Origin of the sequence: Rhodococcus opacus B4 (genome assembly GCF_000010805.1) — a bacterium.
GTDB lineage: Bacteria > Actinomycetota > Actinomycetes > Mycobacteriales > Mycobacteriaceae > Rhodococcus_F > Rhodococcus_F opacus_C.
In genome coordinates this window covers 890871-910278 of the sequence record NC_012522.1, presented here as the reverse complement: position 1 = coordinate 910278, position 19408 = coordinate 890871, and the positions used below count along the sequence as shown (strand labels likewise).

Annotated in this window: 17 protein-coding genes and 1 riboswitch; of the genes, 9 read left to right on the top strand and 8 right to left on the bottom strand. The window is 67.9% G+C overall.

What is annotated here, in order from left to right; translation table 11 throughout:
- The first annotated feature begins 74 nt into the window (after positions 1-74).
- Entirely contained in the window at positions 75-1049 is a 975-nt protein-coding gene (locus tag ROP_RS04200; protein ID WP_012688108.1) for a carbohydrate kinase family protein, read from the top strand.
- Positions 1050-1118: 69 nt separating this feature from the next.
- Here the strand turns inward: ROP_RS04200 and asnB are convergent, their stop codons facing one another.
- Positions 1119-3044: an asparagine synthase (glutamine-hydrolyzing) gene (asnB, locus tag ROP_RS04195; RefSeq protein ID WP_012688107.1), complete on the bottom strand. Its 1926-nt coding sequence runs from the start codon at positions 3042-3044 to the stop codon at positions 1119-1121.
- Positions 3045-3316: 272 nt separating this feature from the next.
- On the opposite strand from asnB, the gene ROP_RS04190 reads away from it, so the two are divergent.
- Complete coding sequence (locus ROP_RS04190) at positions 3317-4384, top strand: aa3-type cytochrome oxidase subunit II (RefSeq protein ID WP_043824202.1); 1068 nt, start codon at positions 3317-3319, stop codon at positions 4382-4384.
- A gap of 41 nt (positions 4385-4425) precedes the next feature.
- Positions 4426-4842 carry a cytochrome c oxidase subunit 4 gene (locus tag ROP_RS04185; protein ID WP_012688105.1) on the top strand — a complete coding sequence of 139 codons (417 nt, stop codon included), beginning with the start codon at positions 4426-4428 and terminating at the stop codon, positions 4840-4842.
- Positions 4843-5302: 460 nt separating this feature from the next.
- Here the strand turns inward: ROP_RS04185 and ROP_RS04180 are convergent, their stop codons facing one another.
- From ROP_RS04180 to ROP_RS04160, 5 genes are all read right to left on the bottom strand, one after another.
- Positions 5303-5671 carry a hypothetical protein gene (locus ROP_RS04180; RefSeq protein ID WP_231868857.1) on the bottom strand — a complete coding sequence of 123 codons (369 nt, stop codon included), beginning with the start codon at positions 5669-5671 and terminating at the stop codon, positions 5303-5305.
- Positions 5672-6038: 367 nt separating this feature from the next.
- Positions 6039-7688 (bottom strand): cytochrome bc1 complex cytochrome b subunit, encoded by a 1650-nt coding sequence (locus ROP_RS04175; RefSeq protein WP_050785179.1) that lies wholly within the window; start codon positions 7686-7688, stop codon positions 6039-6041.
- A 29-nt stretch (positions 7689-7717) separates the two neighbouring features.
- The gene (locus ROP_RS04170) at positions 7718-8860 is read right to left on the bottom strand and encodes a cytochrome bc1 complex Rieske iron-sulfur subunit (RefSeq protein WP_012688101.1); all 1143 of its coding nucleotides are present in this window, start codon (positions 8858-8860) and stop codon (positions 7718-7720) included.
- Positions 8857-9708: a cytochrome bc1 complex diheme cytochrome c subunit gene (locus ROP_RS04165; RefSeq protein WP_012688100.1), complete on the bottom strand. Its 852-nt coding sequence runs from the start codon at positions 9706-9708 to the stop codon at positions 8857-8859. The genes ROP_RS04170 and ROP_RS04165 overlap by 4 nt, the downstream gene beginning before the upstream one ends.
- 64 nt (positions 9709-9772) lie before the next feature.
- Complete coding sequence (locus ROP_RS04160; RefSeq protein WP_005260123.1) at positions 9773-10384, bottom strand: aa3-type cytochrome oxidase subunit III; 612 nt, start codon at positions 10382-10384, stop codon at positions 9773-9775.
- Between the two features lie 126 nt (positions 10385-10510).
- Here ROP_RS04160 and ROP_RS04155 point away from each other — a divergent pair, with 126 nt between their 5' ends.
- A complete protein-coding gene (locus ROP_RS04155) occupies positions 10511-10981 on the top strand; it encodes a hypothetical protein (protein ID WP_012688099.1) in 471 nt (156 codons plus the stop codon).
- A 44-nt stretch (positions 10982-11025) separates the two neighbouring features.
- Positions 11026-12114, top strand: a complete 1089-nt coding sequence (trpD, locus tag ROP_RS04150) for an anthranilate phosphoribosyltransferase (RefSeq protein ID WP_012688098.1) — start codon at positions 11026-11028, stop codon at positions 12112-12114.
- Positions 12115-12123: 9 nt separating this feature from the next.
- Here trpD and ROP_RS04145 read toward each other — a convergent pair whose 3' ends face one another.
- Both ROP_RS04145 and ROP_RS04140 read right to left on the bottom strand, forming a co-directional pair.
- Positions 12124-12399, bottom strand: coding sequence for an Lrp/AsnC family transcriptional regulator (locus tag ROP_RS04145; RefSeq protein ID WP_012688097.1), 276 nt, complete (start codon positions 12397-12399; stop codon positions 12124-12126).
- Positions 12396-14162, bottom strand: coding sequence for a DEDD exonuclease domain-containing protein (locus ROP_RS04140; protein ID WP_012688096.1), 1767 nt, complete (start codon positions 14160-14162; stop codon positions 12396-12398). The genes ROP_RS04145 and ROP_RS04140 overlap by 4 nt, the downstream gene beginning before the upstream one ends.
- Before the next feature lie 457 nt (positions 14163-14619).
- Positions 14620-14784, top strand: a riboswitch (cyclic di-AMP (ydaO/yuaA leader).
- Between the two features lie 14 nt (positions 14785-14798).
- Here ROP_RS04140 and ROP_RS04135 point away from each other — a divergent pair.
- From ROP_RS04135 to ROP_RS04120, 4 genes are all read left to right on the top strand, one after another.
- On the top strand, positions 14799-15344 hold the full coding sequence (locus ROP_RS04135) for an NlpC/P60 family protein (RefSeq protein WP_012688095.1): 546 nt from the start codon (positions 14799-14801) through the stop codon (positions 15342-15344).
- Between the two features lie 379 nt (positions 15345-15723).
- On the top strand, positions 15724-16776 hold the full coding sequence (locus ROP_RS04130) for a C40 family peptidase (protein ID WP_080512435.1): 1053 nt from the start codon (positions 15724-15726) through the stop codon (positions 16774-16776).
- A gap of 49 nt (positions 16777-16825) precedes the next feature.
- Entirely contained in the window at positions 16826-18193 is a 1368-nt protein-coding gene (locus tag ROP_RS04125; RefSeq protein WP_012688093.1) for a peptidase MA family metallohydrolase, read from the top strand.
- A gap of 43 nt (positions 18194-18236) precedes the next feature.
- Complete coding sequence (locus ROP_RS04120) at positions 18237-19364, top strand: glycosyltransferase family 4 protein (protein WP_012688092.1); 1128 nt, start codon at positions 18237-18239, stop codon at positions 19362-19364.
- Positions 19365-19408: the final 44 nt, after the last annotated feature.

Below are 19408 nucleotides of genomic sequence, written 5' to 3'. Positions count from 1 at the left end.
CTGCCGACCGAACATGGTGGTACGCCGGGGTACGGTGAGAAATCCCGACCGAACTCATCGAAAGGCATCCGCCCGTGACAATTGCGGTAACCGGTTCCATCGCCACCGACCATCTGATGCGGTTTCCGGGCCGGTTCGCCGAGCAACTGCTCGCCGATCAGCTCAGCCACGTGTCGTTGAGCTTCCTGGTCGACGACCTCGTAGTCCGGCGCGGGGGAGTGGGCGGCAACATCGCCTACGCCATGGGCGTCCTCGGTGGTTCCCCGCTGCTGGTCGGGGCTGTCGGAGCCGACTTCGCGGACTACCGCCAGTGGCTCGAGGGCAACGGTGTCGACTGCACCGCCGTCCGGATCTCGACCACCGCGCACACCGCGCGTTTCGTGTGCACCACCGACGAGGACATGGCGCAGATCGCCTCGTTCTATCCCGGGGCGATGAGTGAGGCCCGGGAGATCCAGCTGTCCGGCATCGCACCGGGCACCGACACGCTCGAGCTGGTGCTGATCGGCGCCAACGACCCCGAGGCGATGATCCGCCACACCGAGGAATGCCGCCGGCAGGGCATCCCGTTCGCCGCCGACCCGTCCCAGCAGCTCGCCCGGCTGAACGGCGAGAAGGCGGCGGAACTGATTCGCGACGCGAAATACCTGTTCACGAACGAGTACGAGTGGGGACTGCTGCAGCAGAAGACCGGACTGTCCGAGGAGGAGATCCGCGCTCAGGTCGGTGTCCGCGTCACGACGCTCGGCTCCAAGGGCGTCGAGATCGTCGACGCCGAGGGCAACTGCACCCGGGTCGCCGTCGTCCCCGAGAAGGCCAAGGTCGACCCCACCGGCGTCGGTGACGGATTCCGCGCCGGGTTCCTCCTCGCGCACAGCGCAGGCCTGAGCTTCGAGCGCTCTGCACAGCTGGGGTCGCTGGTGGCGGTGCTGGTCCTGGAGACCACCGGAACCCAGGAATGGACGTTCGACCGTGACGAGGCTGTAAAGCGTCTCGCGGATGCCTACGGCTCCGCCGCCGCGGACGAGATCGCCGCGATTCTGCCGTAAGGCGGCTCCGCCGCCCGTGCGTGGTTGAGGAGTCCCTGGACTCGTCAACCACGCACGGGCGCGAAGCGCCTACAGCGAGACCGGGTACGCCGGCTCGGCGATCTCCGGAACGATGCGGTTCTCCACGAAGATGCCGTGCCAGACCATGAAGATCAGCACGGTCCACAGACGACGGCTGTGGTCGGACACGCCGTCCCGGTGGTCGTTCAGCATCTTCGAGATCGCGGCCTTGTCGAGCAGATGATCGGTGCCCGAGGCTGCGATCTGTTCGTGCGCCCAGTCGAACAGTTCGGTGCCGCGCAACCAGTGCCGCAACGGCACCGGGAAGCCCAGCTTCGCCCGATGCAGCACGTGCCCGGGGACGATGCCCTCCAGCGCCTGACGCAACGCGTACTTGGTGGTGCTCTTCGTGATCTTCTGGTCCAGCGGAACCTGCGACGCCACCTTGAAGACCTCGGGATCGAGGAACGGCACCCGCAGCTCGAGCGAATTGGCCATCGTCATCTTGTCTGCCTTGACCAGGATGTCGCCGCGCAACCACGTGAACAGGTCCAGGTGCTGCATCCGGGCAACCGGATCCCAGCCCTGCGACTGGGCGTAGATCGGGTCCGTGACGTCACGGTGCGTCCACTCGGGCCGGAAGTCGCGCAGGACGGCCCGCAACTGCGCGTCGTTGAAGCTGCGCGCGTTGCCGTAGTACCGCTCTTCCAGGGTCAGTGAACCGCGATTGAGCAGGCTCTTGCCGCGGGTGCCCTCGGGGATGCGTTCGGACAGCTTCCCGGCGGCCCTCCGCAGGCCCTTGGGCAGGTATTCGAACGGCTTCAGCGAAATCGGCTCGCGGTAGATGGTGTAGCCGCCGAACAGTTCGTCGGCGCCCTCACCGGACAGCACGACCTTGACGTGCTTGCGCGCCTCCTTCGCCACGAACCACAGCGGAACGAGTGCGGGGTCGGCGACCGGGTCGTCGAGGTACCACACGATCTCGGGGATGGCGGCGGCGAACTCGGCGGGGCTCACCACCTTCACCACGTGCTTTGCGCCGATCGCCTCGGCGGATTCGGCCGCGACGTCGACCTCGGAGTAGCCCTCGCGCTCGAAACCCGTGGTGAATGTGATCAGGTTCGGGTTGTGCCGCATCGCGAGCGCCGCGATGGCCGTCGAGTCGATGCCACCGGACAGGAACGAGCCGACCGTCACATCGGCGCGCATGTGCTTGGCGACCGAATCCTCGAGCGCCTCCGCGATCTCGCGGTACCGGGCCTGCTCGGTGCCCGCGGCGAACGGACGCACCGGGAACGAGGGTGCGAAATAGCGGGTGATCACGGGTTCCTCGCCCGGGCGCACCCGCGCGAAGCATCCGGACTCGAGCCGGCGGATCTGCTTGTGGAGAGATTCCGGCTCCGGCACGTACTGGAGGACGGTGTAGTGCTCGACTGCACGAGGGTCGAGTTCCGTGCCGATGCCGATCAGGCTCGCCAGTTCCAGCAGGCTCTTCTTCTCGCTGCCGAACGCGGTGCCGCCGGCGCCCGTCGCCAGGAACAGCGGTTTGATGCCGAACGGATCGCGGGCGATGAACAACTCCCGCGTCTCGGTGTCCCAGATCGCGAACGCGAACATGCCGCGCAGGCGGCGGACGGCGTCCTCACCCCAGTAGTGGAACGCGGCGACGATGGCCTCGCTGTCGCCCTCGGTGACGAATTGCGCACCGAACTGCTCGGCGAGTTCGGCCCGCACCTCGAGGTAGTTGTAGATCTCGCCGTTGAACGTGAGCGCGTAGCGTTCCGGGTTCTCCGACGGCCCCCACCGCAGCGGCTGGTGGGAGTGTTCGATGTCGATGATCGACAGCCGATTGAACCCGAAGACCAGGTGGTCGTCGTGCCAGGTCCCGTGCTCGTCCGGCCCACGGTGCCGCAGGCAGTGCATTGCCTGGTCGACCTGTGAGACGGCGTTGTCGCTGGTTTCTCCAGAGGTCAGTAGCCCGAGCAGTCCGCACACAGCGTCCGGTACCTCAATTCAGAATCTTGGAAGGCTCCACGAGGTGGAGGGGTCAGGGATCTCTGTCGGAAAGTATGCCGCAGATTGCCGACGCGTCCGGTTCGGGCCGTCACCGACAGCGCCGCGGCCCGAACACCGGTACCGCCGCGGCAACGACAGCGACACAACGCCCCACCCGAGGATGGAGAGCCGCCACCTTTGGTCTACGCTGCGTAGTAATTGGGCCTTCTCATCGAGTGTGCCCTAGTGGAATTTGCGGCGATCAGGAAGGCGTGAACGTGGCGCAAGGTCGGATCCTTCGGCGGGCAGGGTTGGCAGTATCTTTGGGCATTGCTGCCTTGCTGCTGTCGGGTTGTTCAATCGACAACGAGGTGCTTCGTTTCGGGTGGCCTTCGGGCGTAACCCCGCAGGCGCACCGCATGCGTGAACTGTGGACCTGGTCGGTCATCGCCGCCCTCGTCATGGGTGTGCTGGTGTGGGGACTCACCTTCTGGGCGGTGATCTTCCACCGCAAGAAGAAGGACTCACCGGAGTTCCCGCGTCAGACGGCCTACAACGTGCCGCTCGAGCTGGCGTACACCGCGGTTCCGTTCGTCATCATCGCCGTGCTCTTCTACTTCACGGTGGTCGTGCAGAACCATGTCCTCGAGAAGGAGGACAACCCCAACGTGGTGGTGGATGTCACTGCGTACCAGTGGAACTGGAAGTTCGGCTACCGCTCCATCGACCTCGGCGAGGGCGGCGGCAAGTACGACGGCGTCGACCAGGAGGCGCAGGCCGCGGTCGAGTCGGCACCGGCGTCCGAGGCGGAGGCCGAGGGTGAGCACGCCCAGCCCGGTCCGATTCACGGCAAGACCCCCCAGGACCTGTCCTACCTGCACTACGACAAGATCGAGACGATCGGTTCGAGCAACGAGATCCCGATCCTCGTCCTGCCGACCGGCAAGCGGATCCAGTTCGAACTGGCCTCGGCCGACGTCATTCACGCGTTCTGGGTTCCGGAGTTCCTGTTCAAGCGCGACGTGAACCCGAACCCCAAGGAGAACCACTCCGACAACGTCTTCCAGATCAGCGAGATCGAGAAGGAAGGTGCCTTCGTCGGGCGCTGCGCCGAGATGTGCGGCACGTTCCACGCGATGATGAACTTCGAGGTTCGCGCCGTGAGCCCGGACAAGTTCGCGCAGTACATCGAGTTGCGCAAGCCGGCGAGCGAGGGCGGGCGCGATCTGACCACGGCGGAGGCTCTGCAGGCCATCGGCGAGTCCCCTGTCGCCACGTCGACGTCTCCCTTCACCACCGACCGCGGCTACAAGCAGGCGAGCGGTGTCGAAGGTAACTGAACCTGCTGCTGATACCTCACTGACCAAGGACAAGTGCTGATATGAAGATCGAAGCCAAGCTCTTCGAGATCCTGACGGTATTCTTCATTCTCGTCGCGATCGTCTACGGCGTCTTCACCGCCGTTTCACGAACCGGTATCGAGTGGGCGGGTCTGACAGGCATCTGCCTGTCGGCGGGACTGACGCTGATCATCGGAACCTACTTCCGGTTCGTCGCCCGGCGCCTCGACACCCGTCCCGAGGACTACGAGGACGCGGAGATCGCGGACGGCGCAGGCGACCTGGGCTTCTTCAGCCCCGGTAGCTACTGGCCGATCCTCCTCGCCGCCGCGGCCGCGTTCGTCGCAGTCTCGATGGCGTTCTTCCAGCCGTGGATGATCGTGGTCGCCGTGGTGGCCGTGCTCGCCGCTGCTGCGGGTCTCGTCTTCGAGTACTACGTCGGGCCCGAGAAGCACTAGTCCACACATCGTGTGACGGCGGAGGCGCCGAATCCCTCTGGGGTTCGGCGCCTCCGCCTTTCGTCGTCGGCTTTTGCGGTTCTGAACGGCCACCGCGGCCAGGAGGTCGGGGACCCGTCCGGATGCGACTCGCACCGCATCGGGGAACACCTGCAACCCGTGCGCGACCAGGGCGCCCATGCTGACGCCGGTGCCGAACCTCGGCGGTGGTGAAGCGTGTATCGCCGCTGGCGCTCCGTGTTCGGCGATGGCCACGGCGAACATGTCGACGGCTCGATGGGTGTTCTCGGTGTACTCGATTGTCCAGGCCACCGGAGCTTCTCCGCTGGAGTATCCAGTCGTGGGTCTTGCGGGAGTTGCGGGTGAGTCGGGAGGGAGTACGTCGAGCGGGGCAGCCCGACCAGCCCACACGCGGCGTGGAGCCCGATCCCGGTGGCGGTGAGTTCGTCGACGAACCCGATCAGCACAGTTTGTTGCGTTCGAGCCAGTTCGCGTACTCGGTGGCACTCAGCAGCGCCGGCGGGATCTCGGGTTCGTCGTCGGTCGTCGCGCTCGTGGTAATCCCTTCCAGGAGCTCGTAGGCTCTCCCCAGAATTTCCTGCACGGCCCCGCTCTGGGCGACCTTGTGTTTGAGTGCCGCGTTCTCCTTGCGTAGGCGTGCCAGTTCGTCGCGGTCGGCGTTCTCCATTCGGCGCAGCGACTTCTCTTCTCGGGTTACTGATGTCAGTCCAGTGAATTCTCCCTCGTCACGACTGTGCAACCAACGCTTGACGGTGAGGTTGTGCTCGCGCAGCAGCCTGGTCTTGGCAACCGCGGCCGGTCGCGGCATCCCACTCGTGGATGAACTCGAGCCGAAAGGCGATCGGGAATTGCCTCCCGCCGGTCGGGGTGCGTCCGATCTCGACGTCGACCATTGTCGCTCGTTTCCCCGCGTCCTTGCCCACGATGTGTCGCACGACCATCCTGGCAATGAACGGCGGAGCAGCATGACGGTGCGGGCGCCATTCCCGTGACGTCGACGGTGCCCGGTGAGCCGCCGCCCGCCCGCTGGTGGCCCGCCACCGGCGAACCTGCAGGGCGGTCGTGCTCGTGTCCCGTACACAGCCGCGGGGGAGGGGAGCGCGCACGGTCCGGATAAGCGAGCAGAGCCCCGAACCGGAAGTGGTTCGGGGCTCTGCTCGGTTGCGGAGGTGAGGCTAGTGGGCCTCGCCGTTGCCGGACGATCCGTTGCCGGACGCCGACGAACCGTTGCCGTGGGCACGGTCCTGGTACTCCCGCAGCATCGTGAGCTGCTCGTGCTCGCCGTGGTGCAGGGCGTGCTCGAGGGCCAGGCTCTCCTCGACCGGGTCGGCCGTGACGAGGCTGCCGGAACCGGGCTTGCCGGCGGAACCGAGCTTGTTCATCTTCTTCGGGACGGTCGCACCCTGGTACTCGAGCGGGATCGGGTGACCGTGGTCGTCGACCGGGCCGAGCGGCTGGTGGATCTCGATGTACTGACCGTTCGGCATCCGCTTGATGATGCCGGTCTCGATGCCGTGCTCGAGGACCTCACGGTCACTGCGCTGGAGGCCCAGGCAGAACCGGTAGGCGACGAAGAAGGCGATCGGAGGCAGCAGCACCATGCCGATACGGCCGATCCACGTCATCGCGTTCAGGGAGATGCTCAGGTGGTACGCGATGATGTCGTTGATGCAGGAGATCGTCAGGACGGCGTAGAACGCGATCGCCATCGCACCGATCGCGGTACGCACCGGAACGTCGCGGGGACGCTGCAGCAGGTTGTGGTGAGCATCGTCCTTGGTCAGACGCTTCTCGATCCACGGGTAGGCGATCAGGACGGTGAACACCAGACCCATGATCAACGCGACGGCGAACACCGACGGGATGGTGTAGCGGTCGAACAGGTAGATATCCCATGCCGGCCACAGACGGGCCAGGCCGTCCGTCCACATCATGTAGATGTCGGGCTGCGAACCTGCCGACACCTGCGCCGGGTTGTAGGGGCCGATGGTCCACACCGGGTTGATCTGCAGCACGCCACCCATGACGGCGAGAACACCGAACGTGATCGCGAAGAACGCACCCGACTTGACGGCGAACACCGGGAGGATGCGGACGCCGACGACGTTGGTCTCCGTGCGGCCGGGGCCGGGGAACTGCGTGTGCTTCTGGTACCAGACGAGTGCGAGGTGACCGGCGATCAGGGCGAGGATGATGCCCGGGAACAGCAGGACGTGCGCGACGTACAGGCGGGGGATGATCAGGTCGCCGGGGAAGTCGCCGCCGAAGATCAGCCAGTGCATCCAGGTGCCCGCGATCGGGATGCTCAGCGTGATGCCGGAGAACGCGGCGCGCAGGCCGGTGCCGGACAGCAGGTCGTCGGGGATCGTGTAGCCGAAGAATCCCTCGAACATCGCGAGGATCAGCAGCAGGCAGCCGATGACCCAGTTGGCCTCACGCGGACGCCGGAAGGCGCCGGTGAAGAAGATGCGCAGCAGGTGCACGACGATCGACGCCGCGAACATCAGCGCAGCCCAGTGGTGGATCTGACGGACGAACAGGCCGCCGCGGACCTCGAACGAAATGTTCAGCGTGGTCTCGTACGCGCGGGACATCGTGACGCCGCGCAGCGGCTCGTACGCACCGTTGTAGACGACGTGCGCCATCGACGGATCGAAGAACAGGGTCAGGTAGACACCGGAGATCAGCAGAATGACGAAGCTGTACAGCGCGATCTCGCCGAGCAGGAACGACCAGTGGGTGGGGAAGACCTTGTTGATCTGCCGCCGCATTCCCGCTGCGAGGTGGTAGCGCGAGTCCATCGCTTCGGCCTGGCCTGCGGCCATCGCGCTCAGTTTGGACGGTTTGTTGTCGGTCACGGTCGACGCTCCCAAAATGCCGGGCCGAGAGCTTCGATGTAGTCACCCGTTGTGACTAGGAAACCCTCTTCGTTCACTGTAATAGGCAACTGCGGAAGTGCACGAGCGGCCGGACCGAAAATCGGCTTTCCGTAGGTCAGTGCATCGAACTGCGACTGGTGGCACGGGCAGAGGATTCGGTTGGTCTGCTGCTCGTACAGGGAGGTGGGGCAGCCGAGGTGGGTGCAGATCTTCGAGAAGGCGAAGTAGTCGCCGTAGTTGAAGCTCTCCTGGCCCTTGCGCTTGGTGACGTTCGCCGCGTCCTCCGTGCGGAGGCGGATGAGCATGGTCGCGTTACGGATGCCGCGCAGCCCCTCGAGCAGCGCGTCGTGGTCGCCGCGATCGGACTCGCGGAACGGGAACACCGTTTCCATGGCGCCGGCGTCGAGGTCTTCCGGGCGGACGAGGACGACGTCCTCGGGGCGGCCGGTGTCGCGGCGCAGGTAGATGGTCTCGCCCTCGTAGCGGGGGGTCCATCCCGACACCCACAGCGGGGAGTCGTCGCGCTTGGCCCACGGGTTCTTGATCAGACCACCGAGGGGCATGACGGACATGATGCCGAGGGCACCGCCGCCGAAGATCAGGGTGCGCTTGAGCAGCTTGCGCCGTCCCAGCGTCGACGTGTCGAACGAGTCGCCGAGTTCCGCGACGATCGTCTTGCGGTCGACCTCGGACGATCCACCGTCGTGGCGGTCCTGGATGGAGACCTCTTCGGGGATGAACTTCTTGGTGAACTGCACCGCGCCGACACCGAGGCCGAGGATGGCCAGACCCATGGTGAGGCCGATCAGCGGCGTGTACAGGCTGTAGGCCGAGTAGTGCTCCTCGCCGGCGCCCGCGTACTCCCAGGGCCAGAAGAGGTAGATCGCGATGAATGCGATCGCGGAGATGCCGGAGAGTGCGAACCAGAACGCGACCGACCGCTCGGCGCGCTTCTCGGCCTTCGTGCCCGGAACCGCCCAGCGGTTGCGGCGGAACGCGACATCGACGTGGTCGAGGTTGGTTCCGAGCTCGACCAGTTCGTCGCGGCTCAGGTTCTCGAGTTCTGCATCCGTGTACTTCTTTGGCGTGGCGCCGCCCGGCTGGCCAGCGTCGCTCATGACCTTGCTCCGATCCACAGTGCTGCACCGACGACAGCGATGATTCCGATGACCCACATGGCCAAGCCCTCGGAGGCGGGACCGATGCCGCCCAGTCCGTAGCCACCGGGCTGCTTCGTCTCGCCCGACGACTTGATGTAGGCGATGATGTCCTTCTTCTCCTCGAGGGTCAGCTGACGGTCCGAGAACTTGGGCATGTTCTGCGGACCGGTGACCATCGCGGTGTAGATCTGCTGCTCGCTGGCCGGGTCGAGGACCGGTGCGTACTTGCCGGACGACAGCGCACCGCCGCGCCCGGTGAAGTTGTGGCAGGACGCGCAGTTGAGGCGGAACAGCTCGCTGCCGCGTCCGATGTCGCCGCCGCGCAGCGAAGACTGGGCGATTTCGCCGTTCTCGTCACGAATGACGGTGGGGCCGCCGCCGTTGGCCTGGACGTACGCGCCGATGGCGTCCGTCTGCTCGGCGTCGAACTTGACGGGCTTGCGCTCGACCTGGGCCTCGTTGCGCGATGCCGGCATGCGTCCCGACGACACCTGGAAGTACACGGCGGCCTCACCGACACCGATCAGGCTGGGGCCGCGGTCCTGCACACCCTGCAGGTTCGCGCCGTGGCACGTGATGCACGACGTGTCGTACAGCTGCTGGCCTTCGCGGATCAGTGCTGCCTGATCATCGGTGGCGGTGGCCACCTGCGGGGTCGGCGTCAACGCGGACGCGAGGAAACCGGCGCTGACCAGTCCCATCATCAGGACCAGGGCGCCCGTGACGCGCCTGCGGAGCTTCCGCTGGCGGCGTGCCTTGGTGGCAGACGCCGTGGTGTCGGATGCGGGAGGGGGGGATGAACTCATCTGTATCCCTTTGGTATGTCGGGACGGACTGGACGTCAGGGGGCTGCCTGGGGCGTTCAGCTGATCAACGGATGAAATAGATCGTGGCAAACAGGCCGATCCACACGATGTCGACGAAGTGCCAGTAGTACGAGACGACGATCGCGGCGGTGGCCTGGGCGGGCGTGAACTTGCTGACCTTGGTGCGGGCGATCAGGAACACGAACGCGATGAGGCCGCCGATCACGTGCATTCCGTGGAAGCCGGTGGTCATGTAGAACACCGAGCCGTACACGCTGCTGGAGATCGAGGTGCCGTGCTCGACGAGGTGGATGTACTCGTAGGCCTGGCCGAGGACGAAGAACGTGCCCATCGCCAAGGTCAGGAGGTACCACCGGCGGAGGCCGAAGACGTCGCCGCGTTCGGCCGCGAAGACACCCATCTGGCAGGTGAACGACGAGGCGATCAGCACCAGCGTCACCGGCACGGCGAGGAACAGATTCAGCTCGGTCGGCTCCGGCGGCCAGTTCCCGTTCGCCTGCGCTCGCGCCACGAAATACATGGCGAAGAGCCCTGCGAAGAACATGAGCTCACTTGACAACCACACGATGGTGCCAACGCTGACCATGTTAGGTCGGTTCAGCGAGTGCACGCGTTGGGTGATTGCTGATCCTGAAGTCCCTACTGCGCTCGTCACAGACAGAAGTATGACGCTTCGTCGTAAGAGACGACTACCCGGGTCCACCCTCGGCGCGCCGGGGCGCCCCGCTTGTCCGATTCTCCCTGCTGACAGCCTGGTCGCGGACCGTGAAAGGGTGGAGTCATGCGCTCTGGAGACAACAGTACGGGGTGGCTGCGGCGACTGTTCGGCAGTCGGAAGCAGACCCCTCTCGATCAGGATCGGCCCGACCTCGTGGTCGTCGCCTCGAGCTTCGACGACGTGGAGGCGTGCTCGACCGCGCTCGACCGCGCCGCCGCCGAGGATCCGCGGTGGGACGCCGACGCGGAAGCGGTACTGCGGCACCACTTGCGGCTGCCGGCGTCCTCGGTGGCCGATGCGGTGTCCATCGCCGCCCAGGACGGCTACCGTCCGCGGGATCCGGACGGGCCTGCGTCCCCGGCCGAGGCCGGTGCGACGGTCGAACTGGTGCTGCAGCGCGTTCAGGTGCTCGACGCGCTGCACTGTTCCCAGGAACGGTCGAGGATGGCCGGGCTGGCCCAGCGGCTCGGCGGCTCGGTCGAGGGATGGGACGCGACGCAACCGGCGCGCGAGTCCGATCCGCCCGGTGACTAGGCTGCCAGGGATCGGATCCGCCACTAGTACAAGGGGACACGACGATGCAGAGCCCGACTGCTCAGGGGACCAACGACGGTGTGCTGCCTGCGCGCACCTGGCCGTCGGTCCTCGGTGCGCTCACCGACGGACGTGACCTCGCGGTGGACGACGCGAAGTGGGCGATGGACGAGATCATGTCCGACAACGCCACGTCCGCGCAGATCGCGGCATTCGGCGTCGCCCTGAAGATGAAGGGCGAGACGCCGGAGGAGTTGCGCGGCCTGGCGGACTCGATGCTCGGGCACGCGCGCAAGGTCCCCGTCGACGACGATGTCGTCGACATCGTCGGCACCGGTGGCGACCGATCCAACACCGTGAACATCTCCACGATGGCATCACTGGTGGTAGCGGCGTCCGGCATCCGCGTCGTCAAGCACGGGAACCGGGCGGCGTCCTCCAAGAGTGGTGGGGCGGACGTTCTCGAGGCGCTCGGCGTCAAGATCAATCTCGGTCCCGACGAGGTGGCCCGCTGCGTGCGCGAGGTCGGCATCGGCTTCTGCTTCGCGCCGGTGTTCCACCCGGCGCTGCGGTTCGCGGGCGCGCCCCGCAAGGAGATCGGCATCCCGACGGTCTTCAACGTGCTCGGACCGCTCACCAACCCGGCTCGCCCGCGGGCCGGCCTCATCGGCTGTGCCTTCCCGGGCCTGATCTCGGTGGTGGCCGGTGTGCTCGCGCAGCGCGGCAACTCGGCACTGGTGGTGCGCGGCGACGACGGCCTGGACGAATTGACGACGTCGACCACGTCGACCGTCCACATCGTCGCGGACGGCTCGGTGACCACCCGTGGATTCGACCCCCGGGACATCGGCATCGCGCGGGTGTCGCTCGACGAACTGCGCGGCGGCAACGCCGACGTGAACGCGGCGGTGGCGCGGCGACTCCTCGCGGGCGAGACCGGACCCGTCCGCGACGCGGTCCTGCTCAACGCCGCGGCGGCGATAGCGGCGTTCCGGGGTCTCGGCGGCCGCACCCTCGAGGACGGACTGTCGGACGGGCTCGCGACGGCGGCGCAGTCCATCGACAGCGGAGCGGCCGGAGCGCTGCTCGGGCGGTGGGCCGAACTCACGTCGGGCCTGGCCAGCAGCAAATAGCCGGCGGGCCTACTCGCCGATCGAGAAACCGGCTTCCACGTCGGCGCTCGAGTAGGACTGGAACGCGATGTGCGTCGCCGTCCGTGAGACGCCGTCCACCTTGTTGATTTCCTCGGTGACGACCTCCGCGATCTTCGCGTGGTCCCGCACCCGCACGATCGCGATCAGGTCGACGTCGCCTGCGCAGGAGTAGACCTTGTCGACGCCCTCGATGTCGGCGACGGCCTGAGCGGTCTCCGGGATGCGGTGGGCTTCGGCGTGGATCAGGACGATGGCGTTGATCATGATCGCCAGCCTAAGCGGTGGTCGGCGGAACCCGGTGCGGGTGGTCGGGTCTCGGCGTCCCGTGTCGACGCGCTGCCGGCGCGGGCGAGCGCGCACCACGCGGACCAGGATCCGGCGCCCCGCGCGGGTTCGCACCACCCCGAGGACGCGCTGACGATGCGGGTGTCGTCCTGGTCGAGCCAGCGCGCGAGCAGTCCGGCCTCCTCGGGGGACGCGCCGCGCAGCGGAGTCGCGTCGGGAACGACGGTCTCGGCCGTGAGGACGAGCGCGTCGACCACCGGCATCGGGTGGATTCCCCGCCGGGCGCAACCCGCGGACGCGAGGCGCCCGGAACGGATCACCGCGAACTCCCAGCCGCCCGTCGCGGCGGGGCGCGCGGCGACGAGCTGATCGAGGGCGGTGAGCGCCGCCAGGCGCTGCATCCTGCGCAGTGCGAGGACGACCTCCGCGGTGCGATCCCGCAGCCGCGCGGCGTTCTCGAACAACTCGCCCGCGGCCAGTTCCTCCACCCGCGCGCGCATCCGATGCAGCGGCGCGTCGTCGGCGCCGCGCAGGAAGAGCCGGAAGAGTTCCGGACCGGGGCGGTAGGCGTCCTCCGTATTGCGGCCGTGGACGGACGCGGGGCAGCGCCCGAGCTCGCGGGGCGGGCACTGCGCACCGTGCTCACGGCCCTTCGGTATGCGACTCGTGCAGGTGCGGAGAATGCAGTACTCGGCGAGGACGTCGGCGACGTCGACGGCGGTCGAGCGGGACCGGAACGGTCCGAGCGAATCGGCGGCCGGGGTCCGCACCACCGACAGCCGGGGGAAAGCCTCCGCGGTGAGCGTGATCCACCAGCCGCGCTTCGGGTACTTGGACCGCCGGTTGTACGGCGGCGTGTGGGCGGCGAGCAGCCGGAGCTCGCGCACCCCCGCCTCGAGAGCGTGCGCGCATTCGACGTGGTCGATCCGGGTGGTCAGCGCGACCATCTCCTTCATCCGGCCGCGCGTCTCTGAGCCGGTGAAGTAGTTGCGCACCCGGCGGCGCAGGTCGGTCGCCGTGCCGACGTAGAGGACCTCGTCGGACGGCCCGCGGAACAGGTAGACGCCGGGAGCGTGGGGGAGATGACTGGCGAGCGTGCGTTTGGCCCGCTGGTGGGAGGAAACGTCGGGTAGGTAGTCGACGAGCTCGGTGAGACTGTGCACTCCCTGGTTGCCGACCCGGGCGATGAGGGCGTGCAGGACGTCGACGGTGGCGCGGGCGTCGTCGAGGGCGCGGTGGGTGGGGGTGGTCCCGACGTCGAGCAGCCGGGCCAGCGACGACAGCTTCACGGACGGCGCCTCGTCGCGGGTGAGAACGCGCCGGGCCAGTTTGACCGTGCAGAGCACGGTGAACTTGGGCCAGGGGGTGTCGGTGGCCGCGGCGGCGGCCTTGAGGAATCCGGTGTCGAAGGGGGCGTTGTGGGCGACGAGCACCGCTCCGCGTGCGAACTCGAGGAATGCGGGCAGCACGCGCTCGATCCGCGGTGCGTCGATCACCATCGCGGTGGTGATGCCCGTGATCTCGACGATGTGCGGCGGGATGGACCGGCCCGGGTCGACGAGGGTGGCCATCTCGGCGATCACTTCGCCGCCGCGGATCTTCACCGCCCCGATCTCGGTGATGGCGTCCTCGCCCGGCCGCGCTCCGGTGGTCTCGAGGTCGACCACCACGAACGTGGTGTCCCGCAGCGGGGTGTCGAGTTCGTCGAATCTCAGCTGTTCGGGTACGCCGGGGACACTCACGGCTCAGAGCGTATGGACGGGCACCGACAGACCCGCCCGGGGAGCCCGGAGAGACGAGGATCACACTGCCCGTTCGAGGGCTGCGGCAGTGAGGGGGTCGGCGGTCCGGCGCGCGCCCGCGAACGGGGGTTCCGGGGTTGCGGCGACCGAGGGCCGCCGGTCCGGCGCGGAGTCCGGGCGGCGCCCACTCCACCCCCGTTGAACAGCGGGAACGCGGAGCGGTGCGCGAAAGGGGAGCGGCGGGGATTCGTGAAATGTCCACTCCCGCTGTCGAAGAGCGGACGGAAACATACCGCTTGTTATCCAGTCGTTACCGAATGCGGGTATCGCGCGCCCGCAGGCGCCGAAACGGCGCAAACGGACACTTTCCGCGTGTTCCGGTCGACATCGGGGTATTCCGTTTCGTAACCTTCCTGAGACCTAGCGGAGTCTCGCAGCCCCAACACCGGGGCAGCATCGCTAGTCACCGCCTAATCGGCCACTCGCGAGAGCGGTCGTACCGGGAACCCAAGTTTCTACTGGGGTGAATCCCGCCGGGACGTCCTCACGCACCGGTGGGTAGGGCTGATCTTCCCAGCCCGAACCCGTCAGCTAACTCGGTCGGCGGATGAATGGAAGAAACGGAGTACCCCTTTCGTGGCGTCACAAGTTTCCAAGCGGAATGTGCGACGGGCAGTCGTCGCCGGCGCGCTCGCAGTCGGAGCGCTCACCGCTACCGCGGCCCCCGCGGCCGCAGACCCCATCACCATCCCCGGTGTCGGAACCTTCGAGATCCCGGGTGTCGTCATCCCGCAGATCCCCGGTGTCCCGAACCTGCCCGCGCCCCCGGCGCCAGGCAGCACCGCAGGTGACAAGGCCGTTCAGGCCGCCCAGACCAAGCTCGGCTCGCCGTACGTCTACGGCGCCGCAGGTCCCAATTCGTTCGACTGCTCCGGACTGGTGCAGTGGGCGTTCAAGCAGGCCGGACTGAACCTGCCGCGCACCAGCTACGCGCAGGCGGCCGCCGGTACTCCGGTGTCGCAGTCCGATCTCCGCCCCGGCGACGTGATCTCCTTCTACGGCGGCTCGCACTCGGGCATCTACGCCGGCAACGGCAACGTGATCCACGCCTCCACCGAGGGGCAGCCGGTCAAGTTGGCGCCCATCGCGTCCATGCCGTTCGACGGCGCACGCCGCTACTGATCCATTCGCGAGGCGAGGCATCCACCGAGTCGAGGGCGGGGATGCACGGGGTAGCTTCGTAGGATCGCGCACGACCACGAGGGTGGGTTCGAACTCCGATTCGAACCCACCCTCGATGTCGTTGCGCCGCAGGCGGACAGCGTGTCGTTCGCCCGCCCGGTGACCGCCGCCACCCCGTCGTGACATGGGTGGACACAAACGTATGCCATTCCGTAACCTATCCGAGACCTTGCGAAGTCTTGTCGCGCCAACCGGGCGGCAACGCGGGGTCACCACCTCTTCGGCACTCCGCGGTCGCATCGGCCGGGGAAATTCCTGAGCCGCTCGTCGGACGACCGACGCGGCTGGTGGAGATCGACGATCGGAGAACCGCATTTCCGTGGCCTCACACAAGATGAAGCGCTCCCTCGGCAGCGTGCTGACAGCCGGAGTGCTGTCGGCGGCGCTCGTGTCGCTGCCCTCCGTCCAGGCGGGTGCGGACCCGGTCACCACCAACCCGACCGAGGCGCTGACCAAGCTCGGTGACCTGTCCCGGCAGTCGGAGCAGACGTCGGAGGCCCTCCACAACGCGCAGATCGATCTCGAGGCCAAGCAGTCGGCGCAACGCGACGCGGACGCCCGGCTCGCGGCCGACCAGGGTGTGCTCGACGAGGCCAACGCGCGCGTCGCCGTCTTCCAGCCCGTGGTGAACAAACTCGCCACCGCCAACTACCAGGGCGCCCGGACCAATCGCCTGTTCGCCGTGATGGTGAGCGACTCACCGCAGCAACTCCTGGACCAGATGTCCGCCCTGGACGCCATCTCCAACGACACCCGCAATCAGGTCGCGCAATTCCAGTCGGCCACGTCGGACGCCACCAAAGCGGCCGAGGCGTCGAAGCAGTCCGCGGATTCCGCGCGGGCGGCAACCGAGCAGGCCAAGGTGGTCAGCGACGATCTGCAACGCAAGCAGAGCGACCTGCAGGCGCAGATCGCCGACGTGATCAAGGCGTTCGGAGACCTCACCGGCGCCGAGCGCGACCAGCTGGCGGGCACGCCCTTTCCGCCCGGCTTCGACCCCGACACGATCCTCGCGCACCTCACTCCCGGCTCGGGCACGAGCGCGCTGCAGGCAGGCATGACCCGCATCGGCGACCCGTACGTGTGGGGCGCCACCGGACCGGACCAGTTCGACTGCTCGGGGCTCGTCGTCTGGGCGTACAAGCAGATCGGCAAGACGCTCCCGCGGTCCAGTCAGGCTCAGGCCAGCGGCGGCAGCCCGGTGTCCCGCGACGAACTCCAGCCCGGCGACGTCGTCCTCTTCTACAACGATGCGTCCCACGTCGGCCTGTACGCCGGAAACGGCAACATCCTCCACGCCTCGACGTTCGGTGTGCCGGTGAAGATCGAGTCGATGGCGAAGTTCCCCTTCTACGGGGCGCGCCGCTACTGACGGCGACCGTCCGGCAAGGGCACGCGGGCGTGCTCATACACTCACCGGCGTGCCCGCATCAGACCCGTCTCCCGCAACGGATCCGACCTCACGCCGTCAGGCGCGCCCGTGGGAGCTGGCCGCGCTGGCCGGACTCGTCCTCGCCGTCGTCGTCGTACTCGCGCTGACCGGGTTTTCTCGCGACGAGCGGGGCGCCGACGGGGCGGTCGGCGCGGCCCAGGCCGACACCGAGTCGCGTGCTGCGGCCGTCCAGGTGCTCCTCGACACGTGGGCGTCGGCGGTGCGGACGAACGACACGGCCCGGCTGTCCGGCCTGATGGATCGGGCGGCGTCGCCGGGCTTCCTGGCGGCCGAGACGCGCCGCGCGAGCAACGTTGCCGGGGTGGAATTCTCGGACTGGGGTTACGAGATCGCCGAGAGCCCCGAGACGGCGGTGCCGTCGAGTCTCGTCGACGCGCTCGGGGCCGACGAGGTGTGGGCGCCGGCCGTGCAACTCCGCTACGCGATCGCGGGGGCGGACGAGAGCCCCACCCGCAAACCGGTCGCGCTCGTCGTCGCCCGCCGCGGTGACAGCTGGGCACTCGTCAGCGACAGCGCCACCATGGACGGCGACCGGCGCACCTGGCGCGGACCGTGGGACTTCGGAACCGTCGTGTCGCGCCGCGTCGACACCGGCGACGGCCGGACGTCGGTGGTGCTCGGGCACCCCGAGAACGTCACGATGGTGGACCGGCTGGCGGAGGAGCTCCCCGCCGCAGTCGTCAACGCCACCCAGCTGTGGGGTTCGGACTGGGCGGGCCGCGCACTCGTGTGGGTCGCGGGTTCGCAGGACGAGTTCACCGCCCTCGTCGGTTCCGACCACGACGGGCGCGGCATCGCCGCCGTCGCCATCTCGGACGCCGTCGACCCCGGCGCCGGCGCGGCCACCGGGCAGCGGATCGTGTTCAGTCCCTCGTCGGCGGACCGGCTCACCGACGTCACCCGGCGGGCGATCCTGCGACACGAACTCATCCACGTGGCGGCGCGCGCCGAGACGGTGGATCGCTCACCGATGTGGGTGCTGGAGGGCTACGCCGAGTACGCCGCCTACCGGGGAACCGGTGAGCCCGCACGACAGATCGCGCCGGCCCTGACCGCACAGGTGGGCGCGGAAGGCCCGCCGACCGGATTTCCCGAGAACACCGACTTCTCCGAGTCCGGCGAACGCGGCTCCGTCGCCTACGAGACCGCATGGTCGATCAACGCCTTCGTCGCGGAGCAGTACGGCGAAACGAAGCTGACGGAGCTGTACCGGACGCTGGCCGTCGGGGAGTCCGATTCGGACACGATCGACGCACGACTGTCCGACGTCCTCGGTGTCGACGCCGCGCAGTTCCGGGACCGCTGGACCGACTGGGTGGGCGCTCACCTGGGGTGACCCTGCGTCGCCGACCGCGCGGCCGACCGCCTACGGTGATCCCATGCGCCGAACCCTGTTGGTGACGAACGATTTTCCACCGCGACCCGGCGGAATTCAGTCGTACCTGCACACCTTCGCCAAGCACCTTCCCGCCGAGGACCTGGTCGTCTACGCCCCGCGCTGGCGCGGTGACTCGCACGTCAAGTTCGATGCACGGCAACCGTTTCAGGTCGTCCGTCACCCCACCACTTTGATGGTGCCCACACCGTTCGTCGCGCGCCGCGCCACCAGGTTGCTCGCCGAACACGACTGCACCGGCGTCTGGTTCGGCGCAGCGGCCCCCCTCGCACTGCTGAGTTCGACGCTGCGGCGCGCCGGAGCGGAACGGGTGGTCGCGAGCACCCACGGCCACGAGGTCGGGTGGTCGATGCTCCCCGCCGCCCGCCAGGCCCTCGGCCGGATCGGCGAGGGCACCGACGTCGTCACGTACGTCAGCCGTTACACACGCGGCCGATTCGCGTCCGCATTCGGCGCCGGCGCGGCACTCGAGCACCTGCCGCCCGGAGTCGACACCGACCTGTTCACTCCGGACAGCGGCGCGCGGTCCGAACTGCGGTCCCGGTACGGGCTGGGCGACCGGCCCACGATCCTGTGCCTGTCCCGGCTCGTGCCGCGCAAGGGCCAGGACATCCTCATCAAGGCGCTCCCGACCGTCCGCGAACACATCGACGGAGCCCTTCTCGTGATCGTCGGAGGCGGACCCTACGAGGACCGCCTCCGCTCCCTCGCACGCTCGGCCGGCGTCGAGGATCACGTCGTGTTCACGGGAACGGTGCCGTCCGCGGAGTTGGCGGCGCACCACACGATCGCCGACGTGTTCGCGATGCCCTGCCGCACGAGGGGAGCGGGACTCGACGTGGAAGGCCTCGGCATCGTGTTCCTCGAGGCGTCGGCCTCCGGGGTCCCGGTCATCGCCGGACAGTCCGGCGGTGCCCCGGAAACGGTGCGGCAGAACGAAACCGGAATGGTCGTGGACGGCACGTCGGTGGCCGAGGTCGCGCGATCGGTGATCGCGGTGCTGTCGGATCGCGACCGGGCGGCGGCGATGGGCGCCGCAGGCCGGGACTGGGTCAAGGCCCAGTGGCGATGGGACGTGCTCGCCGCCAAGCTGCAGTCCCTCCTGGCGTGACCGCCCCGTGAGTACTTCTCAACCGCGGGCGGTTGAGAAGTACT